This window comes from Simiduia agarivorans SA1 = DSM 21679 (genome assembly GCF_000305785.2).
Taxonomy (GTDB): domain Bacteria; phylum Pseudomonadota; class Gammaproteobacteria; order Pseudomonadales; family Cellvibrionaceae; genus Simiduia; species Simiduia agarivorans.
In genome coordinates, this window is sequence record NC_018868.3 from 1331736 (window position 1) to 1348693 (window position 16958).

Annotated in this window: 14 protein-coding genes; 9 read left to right on the top strand and 5 right to left on the bottom strand. The window is 56.5% G+C overall.

Annotated elements, in window-relative coordinates:
• Positions 1-7 precede the first annotated feature (7 nt).
• Positions 8-394: a hypothetical protein gene (locus M5M_RS05950; protein WP_015046567.1), complete on the top strand. Its 387-nt coding sequence runs from the start codon at positions 8-10 to the stop codon at positions 392-394.
• The gene (locus tag M5M_RS05955; RefSeq protein ID WP_015046568.1) at positions 391-984 is read left to right on the top strand and encodes an HAD family hydrolase; all 594 of its coding nucleotides are present in this window, start codon (positions 391-393) and stop codon (positions 982-984) included. Before M5M_RS05950 ends, M5M_RS05955 begins: the two co-directional genes overlap by 4 nt.
• Here the strand turns inward: M5M_RS05955 and M5M_RS20315 are convergent.
• The gene (locus M5M_RS20315) at positions 967-1134 is read right to left on the bottom strand and encodes a hypothetical protein (RefSeq protein WP_156025700.1); all 168 of its coding nucleotides are present in this window, start codon (positions 1132-1134) and stop codon (positions 967-969) included. The genes M5M_RS05955 and M5M_RS20315 overlap by 18 nt on opposite strands.
• 190 nt (positions 1135-1324) lie before the next feature.
• On the opposite strand from M5M_RS20315, the gene M5M_RS05960 reads away from it, so the two are divergent.
• On the top strand, positions 1325-1633 hold the full coding sequence (locus M5M_RS05960; protein ID WP_015046569.1) for a c-type cytochrome: 309 nt from the start codon (positions 1325-1327) through the stop codon (positions 1631-1633).
• Positions 1634-1802: 169 nt separating this feature from the next.
• Here M5M_RS05960 and M5M_RS05965 read toward each other — a convergent pair whose 3' ends face one another.
• On the bottom strand, positions 1803-2924 hold the full coding sequence (locus tag M5M_RS05965) for a PQQ-dependent sugar dehydrogenase (protein WP_015046570.1): 1122 nt from the start codon (positions 2922-2924) through the stop codon (positions 1803-1805).
• A gap of 12 nt (positions 2925-2936) precedes the next feature.
• On the opposite strand from M5M_RS05965, the gene M5M_RS05970 reads away from it, so the two are divergent.
• Positions 2937-3380, top strand: a complete 444-nt coding sequence (locus tag M5M_RS05970; RefSeq protein WP_015046571.1) for a hypothetical protein — start codon at positions 2937-2939, stop codon at positions 3378-3380.
• On the opposite strand, the gene M5M_RS05975 is transcribed toward M5M_RS05970, so the two are convergent.
• Positions 3344-3862: a hypothetical protein gene (locus M5M_RS05975; protein WP_015046572.1), complete on the bottom strand. Its 519-nt coding sequence runs from the start codon at positions 3860-3862 to the stop codon at positions 3344-3346. The genes M5M_RS05970 and M5M_RS05975 overlap by 37 nt on opposite strands.
• A gap of 286 nt (positions 3863-4148) precedes the next feature.
• Between M5M_RS05975 and M5M_RS05980 the strand changes: the two genes are divergently transcribed.
• Genes M5M_RS05980 through M5M_RS05995 form a run of 4 tightly spaced genes read left to right on the top strand, consistent with a single transcriptional unit; the run spans position 4149 to position 14497 of the window.
• Positions 4149-5723 carry a ShlB/FhaC/HecB family hemolysin secretion/activation protein gene (locus M5M_RS05980; protein ID WP_015046573.1) on the top strand — a complete coding sequence of 525 codons (1575 nt, stop codon included), beginning with the start codon at positions 4149-4151 and terminating at the stop codon, positions 5721-5723.
• A gap of 8 nt (positions 5724-5731) precedes the next feature.
• Positions 5732-12013 (top strand): two-partner secretion domain-containing protein, encoded by a 6282-nt coding sequence (locus tag M5M_RS05985; protein ID WP_015046574.1) that lies wholly within the window; start codon positions 5732-5734, stop codon positions 12011-12013.
• A complete protein-coding gene (locus M5M_RS05990; RefSeq protein WP_015046575.1) occupies positions 12010-12570 on the top strand; it encodes a YfiR family protein in 561 nt (186 codons plus the stop codon). The genes M5M_RS05985 and M5M_RS05990 overlap by 4 nt, the downstream gene beginning before the upstream one ends.
• 1 nt (position 12571) lies before the next feature.
• The gene (locus tag M5M_RS05995; protein WP_015046576.1) at positions 12572-14497 is read left to right on the top strand and encodes a hybrid sensor histidine kinase/response regulator; all 1926 of its coding nucleotides are present in this window, start codon (positions 12572-12574) and stop codon (positions 14495-14497) included.
• A 132-nt stretch (positions 14498-14629) separates the two neighbouring features.
• On the opposite strand, the gene M5M_RS06000 is transcribed toward M5M_RS05995, so the two are convergent.
• On the bottom strand, positions 14630-15277 hold the full coding sequence (locus tag M5M_RS06000) for a response regulator transcription factor (protein WP_016389254.1): 648 nt from the start codon (positions 15275-15277) through the stop codon (positions 14630-14632).
• A 157-nt stretch (positions 15278-15434) separates the two neighbouring features.
• On the opposite strand from M5M_RS06000, the gene M5M_RS06005 reads away from it, so the two are divergent.
• Entirely contained in the window at positions 15435-16034 is a 600-nt protein-coding gene (locus tag M5M_RS06005) for a hypothetical protein (RefSeq protein WP_015046579.1), read from the top strand.
• A 112-nt stretch (positions 16035-16146) separates the two neighbouring features.
• Here the strand turns inward: M5M_RS06005 and M5M_RS06010 are convergent, their stop codons facing one another.
• Positions 16147-16848: a DUF3581 domain-containing protein gene (locus tag M5M_RS06010; protein ID WP_015046580.1), complete on the bottom strand. Its 702-nt coding sequence runs from the start codon at positions 16846-16848 to the stop codon at positions 16147-16149.
• Positions 16849-16958 lie beyond the last annotated feature (110 nt).

The window sequence follows — 16958 nt, forward strand, 5'->3', positions numbered from 1 at the left end:
GAGCAGTATGAATGTAAAGACCCGGAAAATAATCACTGTCAGTGCACTCGCCGTCGTCCTGTGCCTGTTGGCTGTGGGCGCAGCGGCCACCCTGCTGTGCTGGCTGACGCCGTCGGTCAGTGTGATGAATTTAAGCGCCACCACCCTCTCAAACGTAGCGTTGGAATTGCCCTCAAACCGATGGGACCTGGAAGATCTGGCGCCGGGCAACCACTCCCACGTGTTCTACGATGCCAATCAATCCGACGGCACCTACACCATTAAATTGCAACAGGATGGCAAAATACTGACATTGCAGTGCGGCTATGTGACCCACAGTGAATGGGGTAAACGTATGCAGATCAGAATCTCCGACCAGGGCAAAATTGAGTGTCAGGAAAAACACCGCTATTGAATACACCCCACTTTAAAGGCCTCATTTTCGATCTGGACGGCACTCTGGCCGATTCGGCACTCGATTTTGATGCCATGCGCCGTGAGCTCGCCTTACCCAAAGGCACCCCGCTACTGGAACACCTGGCGACGCTCTCCTGCCCCGACGCCCGACAGCGCTTTCACGCCGTGGTGGAACGCCACGAAATGATCGGGGCGGAGAATGCGCGCTGGATTGCCGATGCCGAGCAGACCCTGTTCGCGCTCAACAAGCGCCGGATTCCGCTCGCCATCGTCACCCGCAACATGCGCAGCGCCACGCGCAGAACCATCGAGCGATTACAGATTCCCATTGAATTGGTATTGACCCGGGAAGACGTAGAACAGGTGAAGCCGCACCCGGAAGCCCTGTTGCGCATTGCCCGGGAATGGCAACTGCCGCCCGGTTCATTGGCCTACGTGGGTGACTACACTTTCGATCTGGATGCCGCACACGCGGCGGGCATGGGTGCGATTCTGTGGCGCAATGAACACAATGCCCATCTGGCACCACACGCCCACCATTGCATTGACCGGTTCGGCCAGCTGCTCGACTTAGTGCGCAGTGAGTGAGCGCATCGCCTTGTCGGCTTCGGCAAAAGAGGCGTGGCTGGAAACCGGCTTCATCAGACAATAAATCACATACCCGCCCTGCACGTATTCCACCGTGTAAGGCGACACAAAAGCGTAATCTGACTGGCCTGACTGCATTGTGATGTTCATGGCGTTAATCCCGTTAAGAAAGCGTTCAGTTGATGCAGATCATTCTATCGACTGGTTCACACTTTCCCATTCGTCCAACGGGCTAAAACGGGCTAGACCATTTTGCCTAGGCAGAGTAAGTTGACGCCATTGTTGACCCACGGGTTATGGCATTTCTGAACAACCGATACCAATGAGAGGCGTTACCAAGATGAAGTTGCACGTTGTATTAGCCGCTTTTTTCGCTGGCCTGCTGGCCGTCAACAGTTACGCGGGCGATGCCGAAGCCGGCAAAGCCAAGGCCGCCATGTGTGCAGCCTGTCATGGCGCTAACGGCAAAGCCGCCATCCCCACCTACCCGAATCTGGCCGGGCAGAATGCGCCCTATCTGGAAGCGGCCATGAAAGCCTACAAAAGTGGCGACCGCAAAGGCGGCCAGGCTCCGGTCATGACCAGCATGATGGCGAGCTTGTCGGATGCGGATATCGCCAACCTGGCGGCCTATTATTCCGGCCTTTGAAAAAGCCGACCGCGTCATTCACGTAGGGTGGAATAAGCGCAGCGCATTCCACCAAAAAAAAATTGGGGTAAAAAAATTGGGGTCAGATAAGCATTTCCGTTTGAGCTGGCAGTAATGCTGCACTAACTTGCCGGAAATACTTATCTGCCCCCAATTTTTTAACAGCAGGTTAACGCGCCGCCGGCGTCACTTTTAACAACTTGCCTTCCGGACTGTCAGTCAACAAATACAAAGCACCTTCGGGGCCCTGATACACCGCGCGAAAGCGCTCTCCGATGTCCTTGAACAACGACACCTGCTGGCCGGGCTTGTCGCCGTCCATCTGCACCCAACGCACTTCACGCGCCTTCAGGGTAGCGCTTAGCAGGTCGCCATTGAGTTCGGGAAAAAGATCACCGCGATACACCATTAACGATGCGGGCGCGATACTGGGCGTCCAGTTCACCATGGGCTGCTGCATGCCCTCGTATTCGGTAAAGGGCGTGATCGACGCACCGGAGTAGTCGCGACCATAGGTGATCACCGGCCAACCGTAGTTGTTACCAGCCACCAGCTGATTGATTTCATCGCCCCCCTTGGGGCCGTGCTCGTTGCCATAAAGCACACCGCGCACGGCGTCGTAGGCAAAGCCCTGCGGGTTGCGATGGCCCAAAGAATAGATGGCCGGGTGATAGCCTTTTTTCCCCACAAAAGGATTGTCTGCGGGCACTTTGCCGTCATCGGTCAGGCGCACCACCTTGCCCAACAAGGAATCGGTTTTCTGCGCCGATTCGCGAAAATCAAAGCCGTCGCCAACGCCCAACACCAGCGTGTTGTCGGGTAAAAACGCCATCCGCGCGCCGTAGTGGGCCGGCGTATTTTTCAGCGGCTCAGCGGTAAACAGCACCTCGTTATCCACCCAAGCATTGCCTTGCACGCGTCCGCGCACCAGCCGGGTGGCATTGGCTTTGGGCTCACCCCAGGCGAACGATAAATAGATCCAGCCGTTGTTGGCATAGTCCGGGTGCAGCATCAGATCCTGCAACCCGCCCTGGCTTTTCACGTAGGCCTCCGGCACACCGGCCAACGGCGCAGACACCTTGCCATTGTCCAACAGCCGCAGACTGCCCGAACGCTCGCTGATCAGAATCCGGTTGTCCGACAGAAACGCCAACGCCCAGGGTTGCGACAGACCGGTGGCCAGGGTTTCAACCTGCACCTTCTGCAGGGCTTTGGGTTCGGCCGCCACGGCGGCCGGTATCAGCAATAGGCCAATGAGCAGGGTTTGGGTTAAGCTTGCGCAGAATTTCATGGAGGGCCTCTGTTGAATCGTTCAGCAATCGTGTTCAGCTGGCTCATTGCCAGCACCCTTGGATTTGTGGCTGCCAGTATCAGCCACAGCATCTCAGTTCTCAACCGTTTGCAGGCCGTTGGCGTGGAGATTACGTTGAATGATCAGTGGCGGATGATTGCCAGCGACCTGCTGGGCCTCTTGCCCAGCTACGGTACCGTTATTGCGCTGGCGTTGGCGCCGGCCTTCTGGGTTGCTGGCTGGCTGGTGAGGAAGCTGCGCACCGGGCGCACGGGTTTGTATATGTTGGCTGGTTTTACCGCACTGCTGACCGCGCTGCTGGCGATGCAGCCGATTCTGGATATCACCCTCATCGCCGGTGCGCGCGGGCTGGCGGGGCTGCTGATGCAATGCCTGTGCGGCGCCCTTGCCGGTGCGGTTTACGCCGCGTTAACCGCGCGACGCAGTTTGTCGTGAATGCGATTGAGCAGATTGCGCTGTTCAAACATCGATCGGTTGGCAATGGCCGACGGCATCAGTAACCGGATGGGAATGAACAAGGCTTCCGAGGTGAGTAAGGCCAGGTCCGCGTTGTTGATGACCGGCATGTGGTGGCGCCAGTAAGGCACACAACGGGACAACGGCACGGAACCCAGCCGGCCTTCGAATTTCACCTGTAAACCCGCGTCCTGATCCCAGATCAGGTACGCCGTCGAGCTTTTAATGGCTGAACTCGGCAATTCCTGCATAGCGTCGGTATCCACCCGGTCATGCGGCACGCCGGAGAGGCGGTTTTCCCAGCCCACGACCTCCACAATATGAGTATCTGTCCATAGGCTGCAGAACTCGGAAGAATAGATACAAAAGTGCTCGCTGATTGCCGCACAAAACCGCCCCAGCTCGCCAGTCGGCATCACATGCGCCTGAAAAGACTGAACCAAAACATCTGCGTAATTCATATTCTTTGCCTGCATCACCTGACCTTCGCTAATCGTTAACCCCGTCACAGCCGCCACGTGGGTTGACTGCTATGCGCGCAAATTACCCGCCCGGCATCGGGGTTTACAAGGGATTAGGCCATCCGGGCTATGGTCTGGTCCGGCGCGCAAGCGCCACAATAGTCTCGCCGGTTGGGCGTAAATTTGCAGTTGATTCAATTACTTAACGAAACCGGCAAGGCCTTGCGACTGGTCTACACTTATACGAGTTCACTCTCACACCACACCGCCGGAGTCCCCCAGTTTCATGCACTGGCCTTTATTTATTTGCTTGTTTGCCTTGTGCACCCTTGCTTTTCCCGGCCAAGCCCAGGTTAATCTGGACCCGGTAGCGGCAGCAGAAACCATGGTGGTCAAGCGGCTGGTCATCAGCGGCGAAAGCAGCGAAATCAATCAGCAACTCGACTTTGATTTCCTGCTTAAAAAAGCCAATGAATTACGCGCGCAATACCCGGAAGAAATGACCTTTCACCAGATTTCCCGGTTAGGCGATTTGCTGACCCAGGCCCTGCGCGATGCCGGCTATAAATTTCACTATGTGTACCTGCCCCGGCAGAACGCCCGAACCGGTGTCGTGCGGCTCAATGTGGTGGAAGTGACGCTCGACGGCGTATCCATAAACGGCGTTGACGACTTGTCACGCGCACGCATCGAACAGGTGTTCGACGCGTTAATTACCCGGCCGGTGTACCAACCCGATATCGACACAGCACTGCGCTCGCTCAAAGCCTTGCCCGAGTTGTCGCTGTTTGCCTACTACTCCCGCGGTATTGCCCCCAACAGCGTGCGCCTCAACCTGCGTTTATCGCCCAAAGCCAGGCACCATGTGAGTGTGAGTACGGACAATTTCGGCTCGGAGTCATCCGGCCACTACCGGGCCACTGCCAATTACCAATGGCTCAGCCCGCTCGACCAGTTCGACCAACTGGACCTGGGCCTGATGTACGCCGATGGGGGCGCCGGCAACCTTTATGGCTACGTGAGTTATCGCACGCCACTGGCATCGGTAGACAACACACTCACGCTCACGGTGTCCAACAACCAGTATGAAGTGGGGCGTGAATTTTCCCTGCTCGAACTCAAAGGCGACGCCCTGATCGCCGGCGTAAGCCTCCACCAGCGCTGGCTCCCCAGCGACCAGACCCAGCACCGCGTGTACTTCAGCGCATTCGACAAATCGGTGGATTATTCCAACGTGTTCGACGACGACTCCCTGGTCAACGACGAGTCGGCACAGGTGTTCGCCCTGGGCTGGCAACACCAGTTCAACACGCACACCGGAGGCTATCGCGCGCACACCGATGTGAGTGTACGCACCGGCAGCCATGAACTCACCGGCAACACCGAGTACAGCGACAAATTCGCACTGGCGTGGTTCTCCCACGACAGTGTGTTTTACCCGGGCAATCAGTTGCTGCGGCTTTCGCTGGAAACACAATACAGCGATAAGTTGCTGCCCTCGTTCGAAAAAATGCCACTCACCGGCATCAATGGCGTGAAGGGTTTTTACGCCGGCCAGGTTTCGGTCGATCGCGGCGCCCGCCTGGGCCTGACCTGGCAATGGCCGCCGTTATGGCGAGGTGAGCACGGCAACCTGTGGGCATTCGCGTACGCAGACGCCGCCACCGGTGAACGCCTTGACGCTAGCGGCACTGTTTTCGACAGCGCTCAGTTGGCGTCGGCCGGCTTGGGGCTGCAATTGTCACTGGCCAACCGGTTTTTTGCCCGCCTGCAAGCCAGTGCCTGGCAGGACGCCCAAATGGATAACTCATTAGCACCCACGGAGCTGCCGCTCCTTGTAGACCTTCAATACCGTTGGTAAATCACCCGATGACGTCACACCGCTCGCTACACGCCACCCCGAAACGCATTGCGGCCGCCATTGCCAGCGCGCTTGCGTCCGGTTTTCTGCACGCCACCCCCAGTACACCGGTGGTAACCAACGGTCAGGCGCAGGTGGAGCAACACCCGGGCAACATGATTATTCACCAGACGAGCCAACGCGCTGTACTGGAATACCAACAATTTTCCATTGGTGCCGGCGAAAGCGTGCAATTCATACAACCCAATGCCCAGTCGCTCACGCTCAATAAAGTCACCGGGCCGGACGCGAGCCAGATCGCCGGCCAACTGAGTGCCAACGGCCATGTGTACCTGGTCAATCCCAACGGCGTGTTTTTCTCCCCGGGCGCGCAAGTGGATGTGACCGGTTTGGTGGTCACCACGCTGGATATTGATCGCGATGATTTTATGTCGGGTGACTTTACCCTGCACTCGCCGGGCAACGGTGAGATCGTCAACCAGGCAGACATTAACGCCGATGCATTGCTCGCGTTTGTAGCGCCATTCATCCGCAACGAAGGCACATTGGCCGCCGACAAGCAGGTTCAATTACTTGCAGAGGACACCTTAGTCATTACACCCAACGGCGAGCATACCGGCATCGCGGTCAGCCGCGACGCCATTGCCGAATCCGATCGGACGGTGATCAACCAGGGCGATATCAAAGGTCACTGGGTGGTGTTATCGGCGGGTGCCGTCGACGCCCTGCACCAAAGCCTGGTCGATAACGCCGGCGCCGTCAGAGCCCATTCGCTGGCAGACCTGACCGGCGGTGCAATCGAGGCTGCGGCAAGCTCGGTTAACAATACCGGCACACTGCTCGCAGACGCACAGGGCGAAATAGTCATCACGGGCGACTACCTCTATAACAATGGCCACATGGCTACACCCGGCGGCACGATTTCCCTGAACGCCGAAAAGGTGTTGGTGTTGGATCACCAGAGCGAGCAGGATGCCTCTGCAACAACCACCGGCGATGGCGGCAGCGTCATCAACTACGCCAAAGGCTTTGCCCATTTTAACGCCGATGCGCGCATCGCCGCGCGCGGCGGATCGGAGTCCGGTAACGGCGGCTTTGTGGAAGTGTCGGGTATCGACTATGTGGAAGCCTACGGGCTGGTCGACACGCGCGCCGCCAATGGGACAACCGGTACCTACCTGATCGACCCCACCGACATTACCATCTCGGCTGCGGCCGAATCGGGCGGCGCTTTCGGCGGCCCACCCTACAACTGGGTGCCCAGCGGGGCCAGCTCCAATATTGATGTGGGCATTTTGCAGACCAACCTGCAAACCTCCAGCGTCACCATCAATACCGCCTCAGGTTTTGCCGGCACCGGTGACATCACCATCGCCACCGATATCGACATCGACGGCAGCGGCGCCAATGTGCTCAACCTGATTGCCGACAACAATATCATCATGAACGCCGGCACCACCATTTCAGATTCCAATACCGGCACCGTGGAATCCATGCAGCTCAATATGCAGGCTGGCGGCAATCTCATTATGGCAACGACCGCGTCACTCAGCCTTGGCGGCGGAAAATTTGGTGGCGTATTTGGTGGCAACGCAGATATCAGTGCCATTGTTTCACTGAATAACGCCGCCGACGCCATAACCCTGGCAGTGGGTGACACCCTGACCGATATTCATGGCGCCACCAATAATTTCATTACCCCGGGTGGCGTCATCATCACCGCCGGCACGGTCAATCCACTGCTGGTATCCGTCAACTCAATGGATCTGACCACCACCGTCGGCAACGCCACCATCACCAGTTCTGGTGCAATCAGTTTCAGCGATATAGACACAGCCGGCAATGCAACCATCAATATGAGTGCCGGCGCACTGACGATAGCTGGCTTCACCGATGCGGCCAACCTGACCCTGAATGCAGGCGCCGGCAATGTAATTTTGCCCGATGCCGGCATTGCGATCACTGGCAATGTGAACATCACCGCCGGCGACCTGCTGGACGCCGATCGCAGTGTGATCCTCAGCGGCAACAACCTGGTGCTTAATACCGGCATAGCCGCCGGCGACCTGACCATCAATGGCAATTTTAATACAGTCGATCTGACACAAACCGGCACCAACACGCTCACCTACGACGACGCCGACACGGTCGCAATCAATAATTTTTCCGTCACCGGAGGCGGTGGATTGGACATCCTGTCGTTCGGCGACATGAACATCGCCACCGACATTGATTACGACGGGAATAATGGTGCCGCACTCACTATCGGCTCCTATGCCAACAACCTGCTGCTGAATGCCAATATCCTTGACAGCAATACAGGGACCAACGATGCCATCGGACTGGTGCTCACCGCCGGCAACAATCTGGTGATGCTGGATACCAGCCAGGTTGATATTAACAATGGCGTTCTGCTGGTGAACGCTACGGGCGATGTCACACTGGGGAATCTGGCATCAACAAACAATACCGGTGTAGCCATCACAGTCACTGCCGGCAACCGCATATTGGATGGCGGTGACACCTTTACCGATATTGTCGCCGTTAATGGCAACACGCATCTCACCGCTGTCAACGGCATCAGCGATATTGAAATTCAAACCGAGCGTTTGTCGCTCACCAACACCGGCAGCGGCAACACCACTGTGACCGAAACCAATACGGTCATCATGGACACCATCAACACCGTAGGCACAGCCACCATCAACGCCACCGCACGCATCGAAATTGCAGACGGCGTGGTGGTCAGCGCACAAAATCTCACGCTCAACAGTACCGATCTGCAATTGGGTAATGCCGGCATTGCCAATGTAAGCGGTACGCTGAATATCGCCGCCGACAACATTTACGATGCAGACCAGACGGTAAACCTTGCCGCCGGAACACTGGTGCTCAACACCAATCTCGCCGGTGGCGATCTGGTGGTGAACAGCACCATAAATAACGCCGATATCAGCCTCAGTTCCGCCAATAGTTTTACGCTGAACAACACAGGTGCCCTGAGCCTGGACAACCTGATCATGGGTACCGGGACTTACCAGATCAATTCAACTGGCAACCTCACATTGGCCAATACCATTGATACCAACTCAAGCATCGGCGCCACGCTAGGATTGAATAGCAGCGGCGGCGATCTGCTGATTAATGCCAACATTGAAGACACCATTGCATCGGGCGACAACGTCACCATCAATCTCGATGCTGGCAACGATATTATTATGCTGGATGGCACAGTGGTCAGCGCCAATGATGCGGACATTACGCTCAATGCAGGCAATAACGTAGTCGTGTCGAGTTTGCATTCTACGAATACTGCAGGCCTTGCAATCACCGTTACTGCGGGTAACCAGATCATCGATGGTGGCGATCTTGATCAGGATATACGGCCACTGGGCGGGCGAGCCTCGCTGACAGCGGTGAATGGGATCGGCATGGGTAATGCGATTGAGACCCGAGGCACCGCCCTCGACCTCTTCAATACCGGCAGCGGCGACATCGAAGCCTATAACTTCAGTGGCACCATGGATGTGCGCACATTGAATAACGTGGGCAATACCTATCTCAGTTCTGCAGACGCAATTAAAATTCAATCGGGTGCGGTAGTAGCAACCCAGGACCTGAGCTTGATTGCCACAACCAACATCGAACTGCCAGATACCGCCATTGCAAATATTGCAGGCACCTTCACTCTCAGCGGTACAGATATATTCGATAGCGACAGAACGGTGGCGTTTGCAGCAATTCCAGTGGATATTACCACCGCAACCGCGGGCGGCGATTCAGTGTTCGGCCTCACCGGCAGCAGTATCACTCTGAATAATACCGGCACAAGTCTCATCACACTGAATAAAACCAATGCCGGCAATCTTGCCATCGTAAATGGAGATACAGGCAGTGGCGACCTGAGCGTAAATCTACTGGACGGTTTGTTGCAGGTTAACAATACTGCAACAGGGCTGCGCACTGCCGGCGCGCTCAGCATCAGCGCGAACAGTATTTTTGATGTGCCCAACGACGGTGTGGTCACACTGCGCGGCAGTAGTGTTAACCTGAATTTGCTACAAACATCCACCGCGCTGCAAACCAATCTTTTTACCAATCAACTGACGCTGACCGGCCCCTCCGCGACCAACTTGACCGTTCAACGCAACAGCGGCGATCTGAACATCAATGCCATCAATTGGGCCGGTGACCTGACCTTTAATCTAAACAGCGGCAGACTGATTCTGAACAACAGCGGATTAACCAGTGCCGGCACACTTACGCTGAGCGCGGACGATCTGCTCGATTCAGACCGCACGCTAATACTTACGGCCAATAACCTGAACCTGGCGAGCGGCTTCACCGGCGGCGACCTCACATTGAACACCACCGTCGCCAACCTCGGCATCACCAACAGCGGCATTAACGCGCTCACCGTCAATGAAACCGATGCGCTGACGCTGACATCATTGAACAGCACCGGCGCGCTCAGCATCAGCAACGCCGGCAACCTTACGTTGGGGCCAGTTGCTGCTGTAACTGATTTAGATCTCACCTCTACCGGCGATGTCATTACTGATGACACCGGCCTGAACAATGTGAGCGGAACTTTAGTCATCAACGCTGCCGACCTGCGCGACAGCGACCGCAGCGTGAGCCTTGGCGCAGGCACACTCACGCTGGCGAGCGGCTTTATCGGCGGTGATCTCACACTGAACACCACCGCCGCCAACCTCGGCATCACCAACAGCGGTACCAACGCGCTGACGGTCAATGAAACCGATGCGCTGACGCTGACATCATTGAACAGCACCGGCGCGCTCAGCATCAGCAACGCCGGCAACCTTACGCTGGCGCCGGTTACGGCGGTGACCGATTTAAATCTCACCTCGACCGGCGATGTCATTACCGACGACACCGGCCTGAACAATGTGAGCGGAACTTTAGTCATCAACGCTGCCGACCTGCGCGACAGCGATCGCAACGTGACGTTGCAGGCCAATACCGCCAGCATCAGTCTTGCCGCGCAGGCCGGTGCAACCGCTATAGACAGCCAGGTGACAAACCTGAACTGGACCGGGAGCAACGCACTGACACTGACACAAACCGGTGCCCTGCAACTCAATGCCGATATGGGCGGTGCCGATTTATCGATTGCCAGCAATGACAACATTCTGATCACCGGTCTGATTCTGCCGGCAAATGTGGCCATTACTACCAGCGGCACCTTGCAACTACCCGATGCCCTGCCCACGGCCGGCAGCTGGCAGCTGACCGCCGCCGATCTGTTTGATAGCGACCGCCAGCTCACGCTCAATGGCGCCAACCTGTTTTTGGATTTGTCGGCTCCCGGCGGCAATCTCGCCATCGCCAGCAATGCCGCCCAAGCGGATCTGAATTTCGCCAATCACCAACTCACGCTGGATACCACACCCGCGGGAGCACTGGCGCTGAACGATCTGGACAGCGATGGATTTGCCGCCCAAATCAGTAATGGTTCTTTGCGTATTAACCTGTTGCAGAATGACCTGTTTATCAACAGCGATATGCAAGCCACCGATACCGTGGCCGACGGCACGCGACACGGCAAGCTCGGCATTTTTCTGAGCGGCGGCAACCTTACCCTGGCCAATGGTGTCACCCTGGCCGCGCTCAACAACGTAGAGAACAGTATTGGCGGCGGTTGGGATAACGATCAGACCGCCCTGCTCATTCGCCAACTGGACCAAACCGATACAAGCTACACCTGGACGATAGGCACCAATGCCCTGCTGGAAGCACAAGGCGGCGACCTGGTGCTGGATAACTACAACGACGCCGCCCTCAATACCGGTGTGCGCACCATTACCCTCAACACCGGCAGCAGCCTGCGCAGCTACAACAGCCTGGGCGACAGCCAGACCGGTACGGTGATCAACCAAAGCGTGGACGCCAGCAATGCAACCCTGAGTGCCTATGCCAATCGGCAACTGGCGCTGTTAACCGAAGCTCCCACGCCAACCCCCACGCCCGTGCCCACACCGGTGCCGACCCCAATGCCCACACCAACGCCGGAGCGACCGGTAGATCTGGACAGTGTGCAGAATGATCTGTCCAAGCCAACCGAGAATACCGAGACCAGCACACCCAACGAAACCGCAAATCCAAGCGTGGATAATTTACTGACCCGCGCCACCGGCGCCTGTCAACCCGACAATAGTTCGCAAGACACCAGCCCGCGCTGCAAAAACCAGGCGGCCATTGAACGGTTCCTCGGGAGCCTGTTGATTGGCGGGCAATTACCCCAGGTGGGAGACTCATCAAAATGAAAAATGTTTGCACAGGCCTGATCCGATTGATTGGCGTTCTGGCTCTGATGGCGAGTGCATGGACGCATGCGCAAATGGACAAACAACAAGCCGAGCTCCAGGTAAAGGCTCTGTTTCTCTATAATTTCGCCAATTTTGTGGAGTGGCCGGATGATGCGTTCAATAGCCCGGACGCCCCCATCCGCATGTGCCTGTTTGGTGAAATTCCCTTTGGCATTTTTCTCGATAGCGTTAACGGCACCCCCATCGGGGCCCGCAATTTGGCAGTGATTCGCACGCAAGACAAAACCGATATCGCCTCGGGCTGCCATATTCTGTTTGTAGGCGGTGACCAGAAAGCGTCGTTGCCGGATTTCTGGAAAGATGTTCAATTCCTGTTTGTACTGAGCGTGGGCGAGCAAAAGGCCTTTGCCGACAGCGGCGGCATCATCAATATCTTCCGCACCCAGGATCAGTACCAGTTTGAAGTCAACATCAGTAACGCCATGGCGGCCGGATTATTTTTAAGCAGTGACCTGTTAAGCCTGGCGCGGGAAATTCACGAGAACACCCAATAGCATGCCGGTTTTTCGCGAATTTTTTCGCCATCTGTCTATACGCCACAAGCTGCTGGCCATTATCGTGGTGTCATTGCTGATCACTACCACTATTGCCTCCATCGCGTTCATTATCTACGACCGCCACCATGCCGAAAAACAGTTGGCAGAACAGGTGGGGCTCATCGCCCAGATCACCGGCATGCGCAGCTCGGCCGCACTGGCCTTTGGTGACAAGATTGCGATGAATGCCAACCTCGAAGCACTCGCGACCTTGCCCGGCTTTATATCGGCCTGCAGTTACGATCGCGACCTGAAACCCTTTGTTGAACTGCAGAACAAGGCATCGCCCTATTCACTGTGCCCTGCGCTCACTGCCGATGCACTGGCCGATCATATAAGCTATCGCTATCTGGACGTGATCCGCCCGATCAAGCGCAACCAGACAGTCTATGGCCATATTTACATGCGCTACAGTCTGGACGAAGTGATTGAAAGAACGTGGATATTTTCCATGGTGGCGTTGCTCATTTCGCTTGGCTCCATCGGTTTGGCACTGATATTTTCCCGCCGGATGCAAGGCGCGTTTATCTACCCCATTATCAGCCTCAATGCCATTGCCGACCTGGTTGCACAAAGCGAGGATTACTCGGTGCGCGCGCCGGTACACAGTGACGATGAAATCGGCAATCTGGTCAGGTCTTTTAATGGCATGCTGCACCTGATTCAGCAAAAGCACATCAACCTGGTTGAGGCCATTACCGAACTTCAGCAAACCTCGGAAAACCTCAAACAACTGGCCAAAAGCGCGGAAGAAAAAGGCGAAGAATTCCAGCAACTGCTGGCCTCCGCCGCTCACGATTTACGCCAGCCCCTGCAGGCCATGGCCATTTTTGTGGATGCACTCAAAAGCACCGCCAGCAAAGACCAGGCACAGCTGGTGCGCAAGCTCGACATCGCCATCGACAACATGAGCCAGCTGTTCTCAGACTTGCTGGATTATTCGCGCCTGCAGAACCGTGCGCACCAGCACATTGTGGAATCGCCGGTAGAACTGAAACAGTTATTGCGCCGCGTCTCGCACGAATTTGACGCCATTGCCAGCGATAAAAACCTGTCTGTTCGATTCCGTGCCGACGACATCAAAGTACAGAGCCACGAGACCACGCTGGAACGGATTGTGCGCAACCTGCTCAGTAACGCCCTGCGCTACACCGAAACCGGGGGCGTGCTGATTACCTGTCGTTATCGCGACCGGCATGTGGTAATTGAGGTGTACGACACCGGTATCGGTATCAAACCCGAGTCCATGGATAAGATTTTCCAGAGCTATGTACAGGAAGAAAACCGTTCCGACGCGCAAAAGCAGGGGGTTGGCCTTGGTCTGTCTATCGTCACCCGGCTGATCGACCTTATGGGCTTTAAACTGGAAGTGAAATCGCGCGTGGGCCGCGGCAGCCTGTTCCGCATTCACATTCCCACCGGCAAATTGCTGGATGCGCCCGCCGGTGTGACCGCCAACACCGGCCTGACCCTGGATTCCCCCCTCACCCGCCAGCAGGTGCTGGCCGAACGGGTGGTGTGTGTGCTCGATGACGACCCGGCCATTCTGGAACAACTGGAAACACTGCTCATAAACTGGGGCGCCCAGGTGTACAGCGCGGCCTCGCTGGATGCGCTGCGCGACCAGCTCAACGACCTCAAGATTGATCCGCCCGATGTGATTGTGAGCGATTACCAGTTGGGTGTGGTGGATACCGGCATCGACGCCGTGGATCTGATCCGGGTGACGTGTAACGAACCCATCCCGGCGTTGATTGTGACCGGCATCGAAGACGAAGCGGAATTGCAGATTCTGCGCAACCAGGGCTACAGCGTATTAAGAAAACCGGTGAAGCCCGCCAAGATGCGGGCCATGCTGAGCTTTATGCTTAACCCGGATAGCTGACGGGGATTGGCAACGTGGCCTTTGTTGGAGCGGCTTCCCAGCCGCGAATAGGACCGGTGCCACACCCTTTGCGGCTTGGAAGTGGATGGCCGCTCCAACAGCGCTGATGGAGTCTGACCCCATCTAAATCACCTAATCAATCAACCCGATATCGCGCGCCTTGGATACCGCTTGGGTGCGGTTTTTAACATCCAGTTCTTTCAGGATGGCGGCCACGTGCACCTTCACCGTGCTGGGGGACATATCCAGCTCGCGCGCAATTTCCTTATTGGAAAGCCCCAACCCCATCTGGCTCAGCACATCCTGCTGGCGCTCGGTGATTTTGAAATCCACCGTCGGCTTCGGCCCCGTGCCCATGGGCCTGGGTACTGGCCGGGCCACGGGCGGTGCCACCATGAGCGGCGGCACGTAAACCCCGCCAGACAGCACCAGCTTGATTGCGCTCACCATCACCTTGGCGGAGGACGTCTTGGTGATAAATCCGCTGGCGCCCTGCTGCAGCGCCTGTTGGACCAGTTGGGGATCTTCTTCGGCGGATAGCAGAATCACCGGTAATTCGGGCGCCTCCACCTTGAGGTCGGACAAAATGGACAGGCCATCCTGATCGGGCAGGTGATAATCCAACAGTGCCACATCGAATTCCGTATTGCCCTGTGTGGCCTCGTAGGCCGCCTGCCCGGAATCCACCTCGGTAACCACCACGTCGGGCCCGAGTTGTGCCAACAGTATTTTCAAGCCCTCGCGAAACAACGCGTGGTCATCAATGATTAATATTTCCACTTGTTCAACCTGAAATCCTTACCCTCACACTATAGATCATTACGCCCGCACCTGCCCTATAGCCCATACGGCCTAGGCCGGGGCTAGGTATTCCGGTGAATACCTTACGGGCCAGCCAGCCCCTATAGTGACGTCCATCACATTTGAGGACGCAGCAATGCTCGCACACGACAAATTCTCCGCTCAGAAAGTGGCCTTCATCCAGCCAGCGAACCGCCCGCTTTCCCACCGCGAAGCAGAACTTGAGACCTTGCGCCGCAGCAACGAAGACCTGCGCCGCAAAAACGATGAACTGAATGAAAAGCTGACGCTGGAAGGCTATTTTCAGACCGAGCGCGAAACCAAATTCCGCCAGCTGGAAGAACGCAACGAACAGCTGGCGCAGGAAATGCGCAAGCTGAAAGACGAGCGCGCGAAACTGCAATCGGCCTTAAGCGACAGTAAACTGGCGCAAATCAAATTGCGCCACGCCACTGCCCGTGCGACCCGCGCAAAGATCGAACTGAACGACCTGAATCGCGATTTGCAGCAAAAAATCGATTTTTTGATAGAAGAAAATCAGCGTCTGAACAAATTCAAGTTCATCTTACTGGAAGCGAAAAACTGGATTGCACGCTGGAATTACGACCTGGGCGAACTGGCCTACCTGGCCCGTCGACGCCTGCAGGGCAAGCTGCAGCGCCAACTGAAAAAATCCGCCCCGGTCATAGCCAGCGAACCCGCCGTTGCGGCGGAAGAAAAATGGTTTATTAAATAAACATGGTAAACATGGGGTCAGACCGGGTCGCGCCAGACCCCTTGGTACTTTGGACTGGTGCGCCAGCGCATCTAACCAAAGTACCAAGGGGTCTGACCCCGTAATCACGTAATCATTTCAAACGCGCTTTGCGCTCGTCGTAATACTCAACCACACCGGCCACCGCGTCTTCATCAAATTCACGCAGGCCGCTCAGCACCAGCTTTTTCTCGCCCTTACCCACAACCTTGTCGCCATCCTTAAACGCGAAACGCACCACCACCTGGCCACGCTTGCCGTCGACGGTCATGCTCGCACCCGCCGCGTCCAGCGACAGACTTTCCAGCGCCAGGGTATTGAAGGATAAGTGCATGGACTGGTAAATCACCATCGGCCGGGCCGGGTTGATCATCACATTCTGCTCGCGCCAGAGCGGCACCAGAATGTGCGGGAAGGTGTGACCGGAAAACGCCACATAGGCGCGCGTCAGCTGCTCAACCAGGGCGGCGTCGGTATTGGCGGCGCCGGAGGCTGCCAGTGACATAAAGGTTTTATCGGACTCATCCACCAGACGCAGGCTATCGCCCTCACCGGCAAAATGCAGCGGCACACCATCGGTCACCATGTCGGCAAAGCTGAAGTCCATCTCCTGGCGGATACCCGCCCGGCTCAGGCTCAGGGCAAACAGCAGATCCCCGGGCACGCAGAAGCGCTTGGCATCCACATCGTGAATCGGGTTGAAGTCATCCGCCACCTGCTTGGCAAACCGGCTCGCCTGCTCGCGGGTAAAGCTGAATTGCTGACCATTTTGCTGATAAAAGTCATGAAGCCACATGGAAAAACCGCCTATCTTTCAGGAGGCGGCGATTATACAGGGTTGAGCCCGGGGCGCGAGGGTTTCCAAGAATAGCGAGACCCCAACCGTAGGGTGTAATAAGCGCAGCG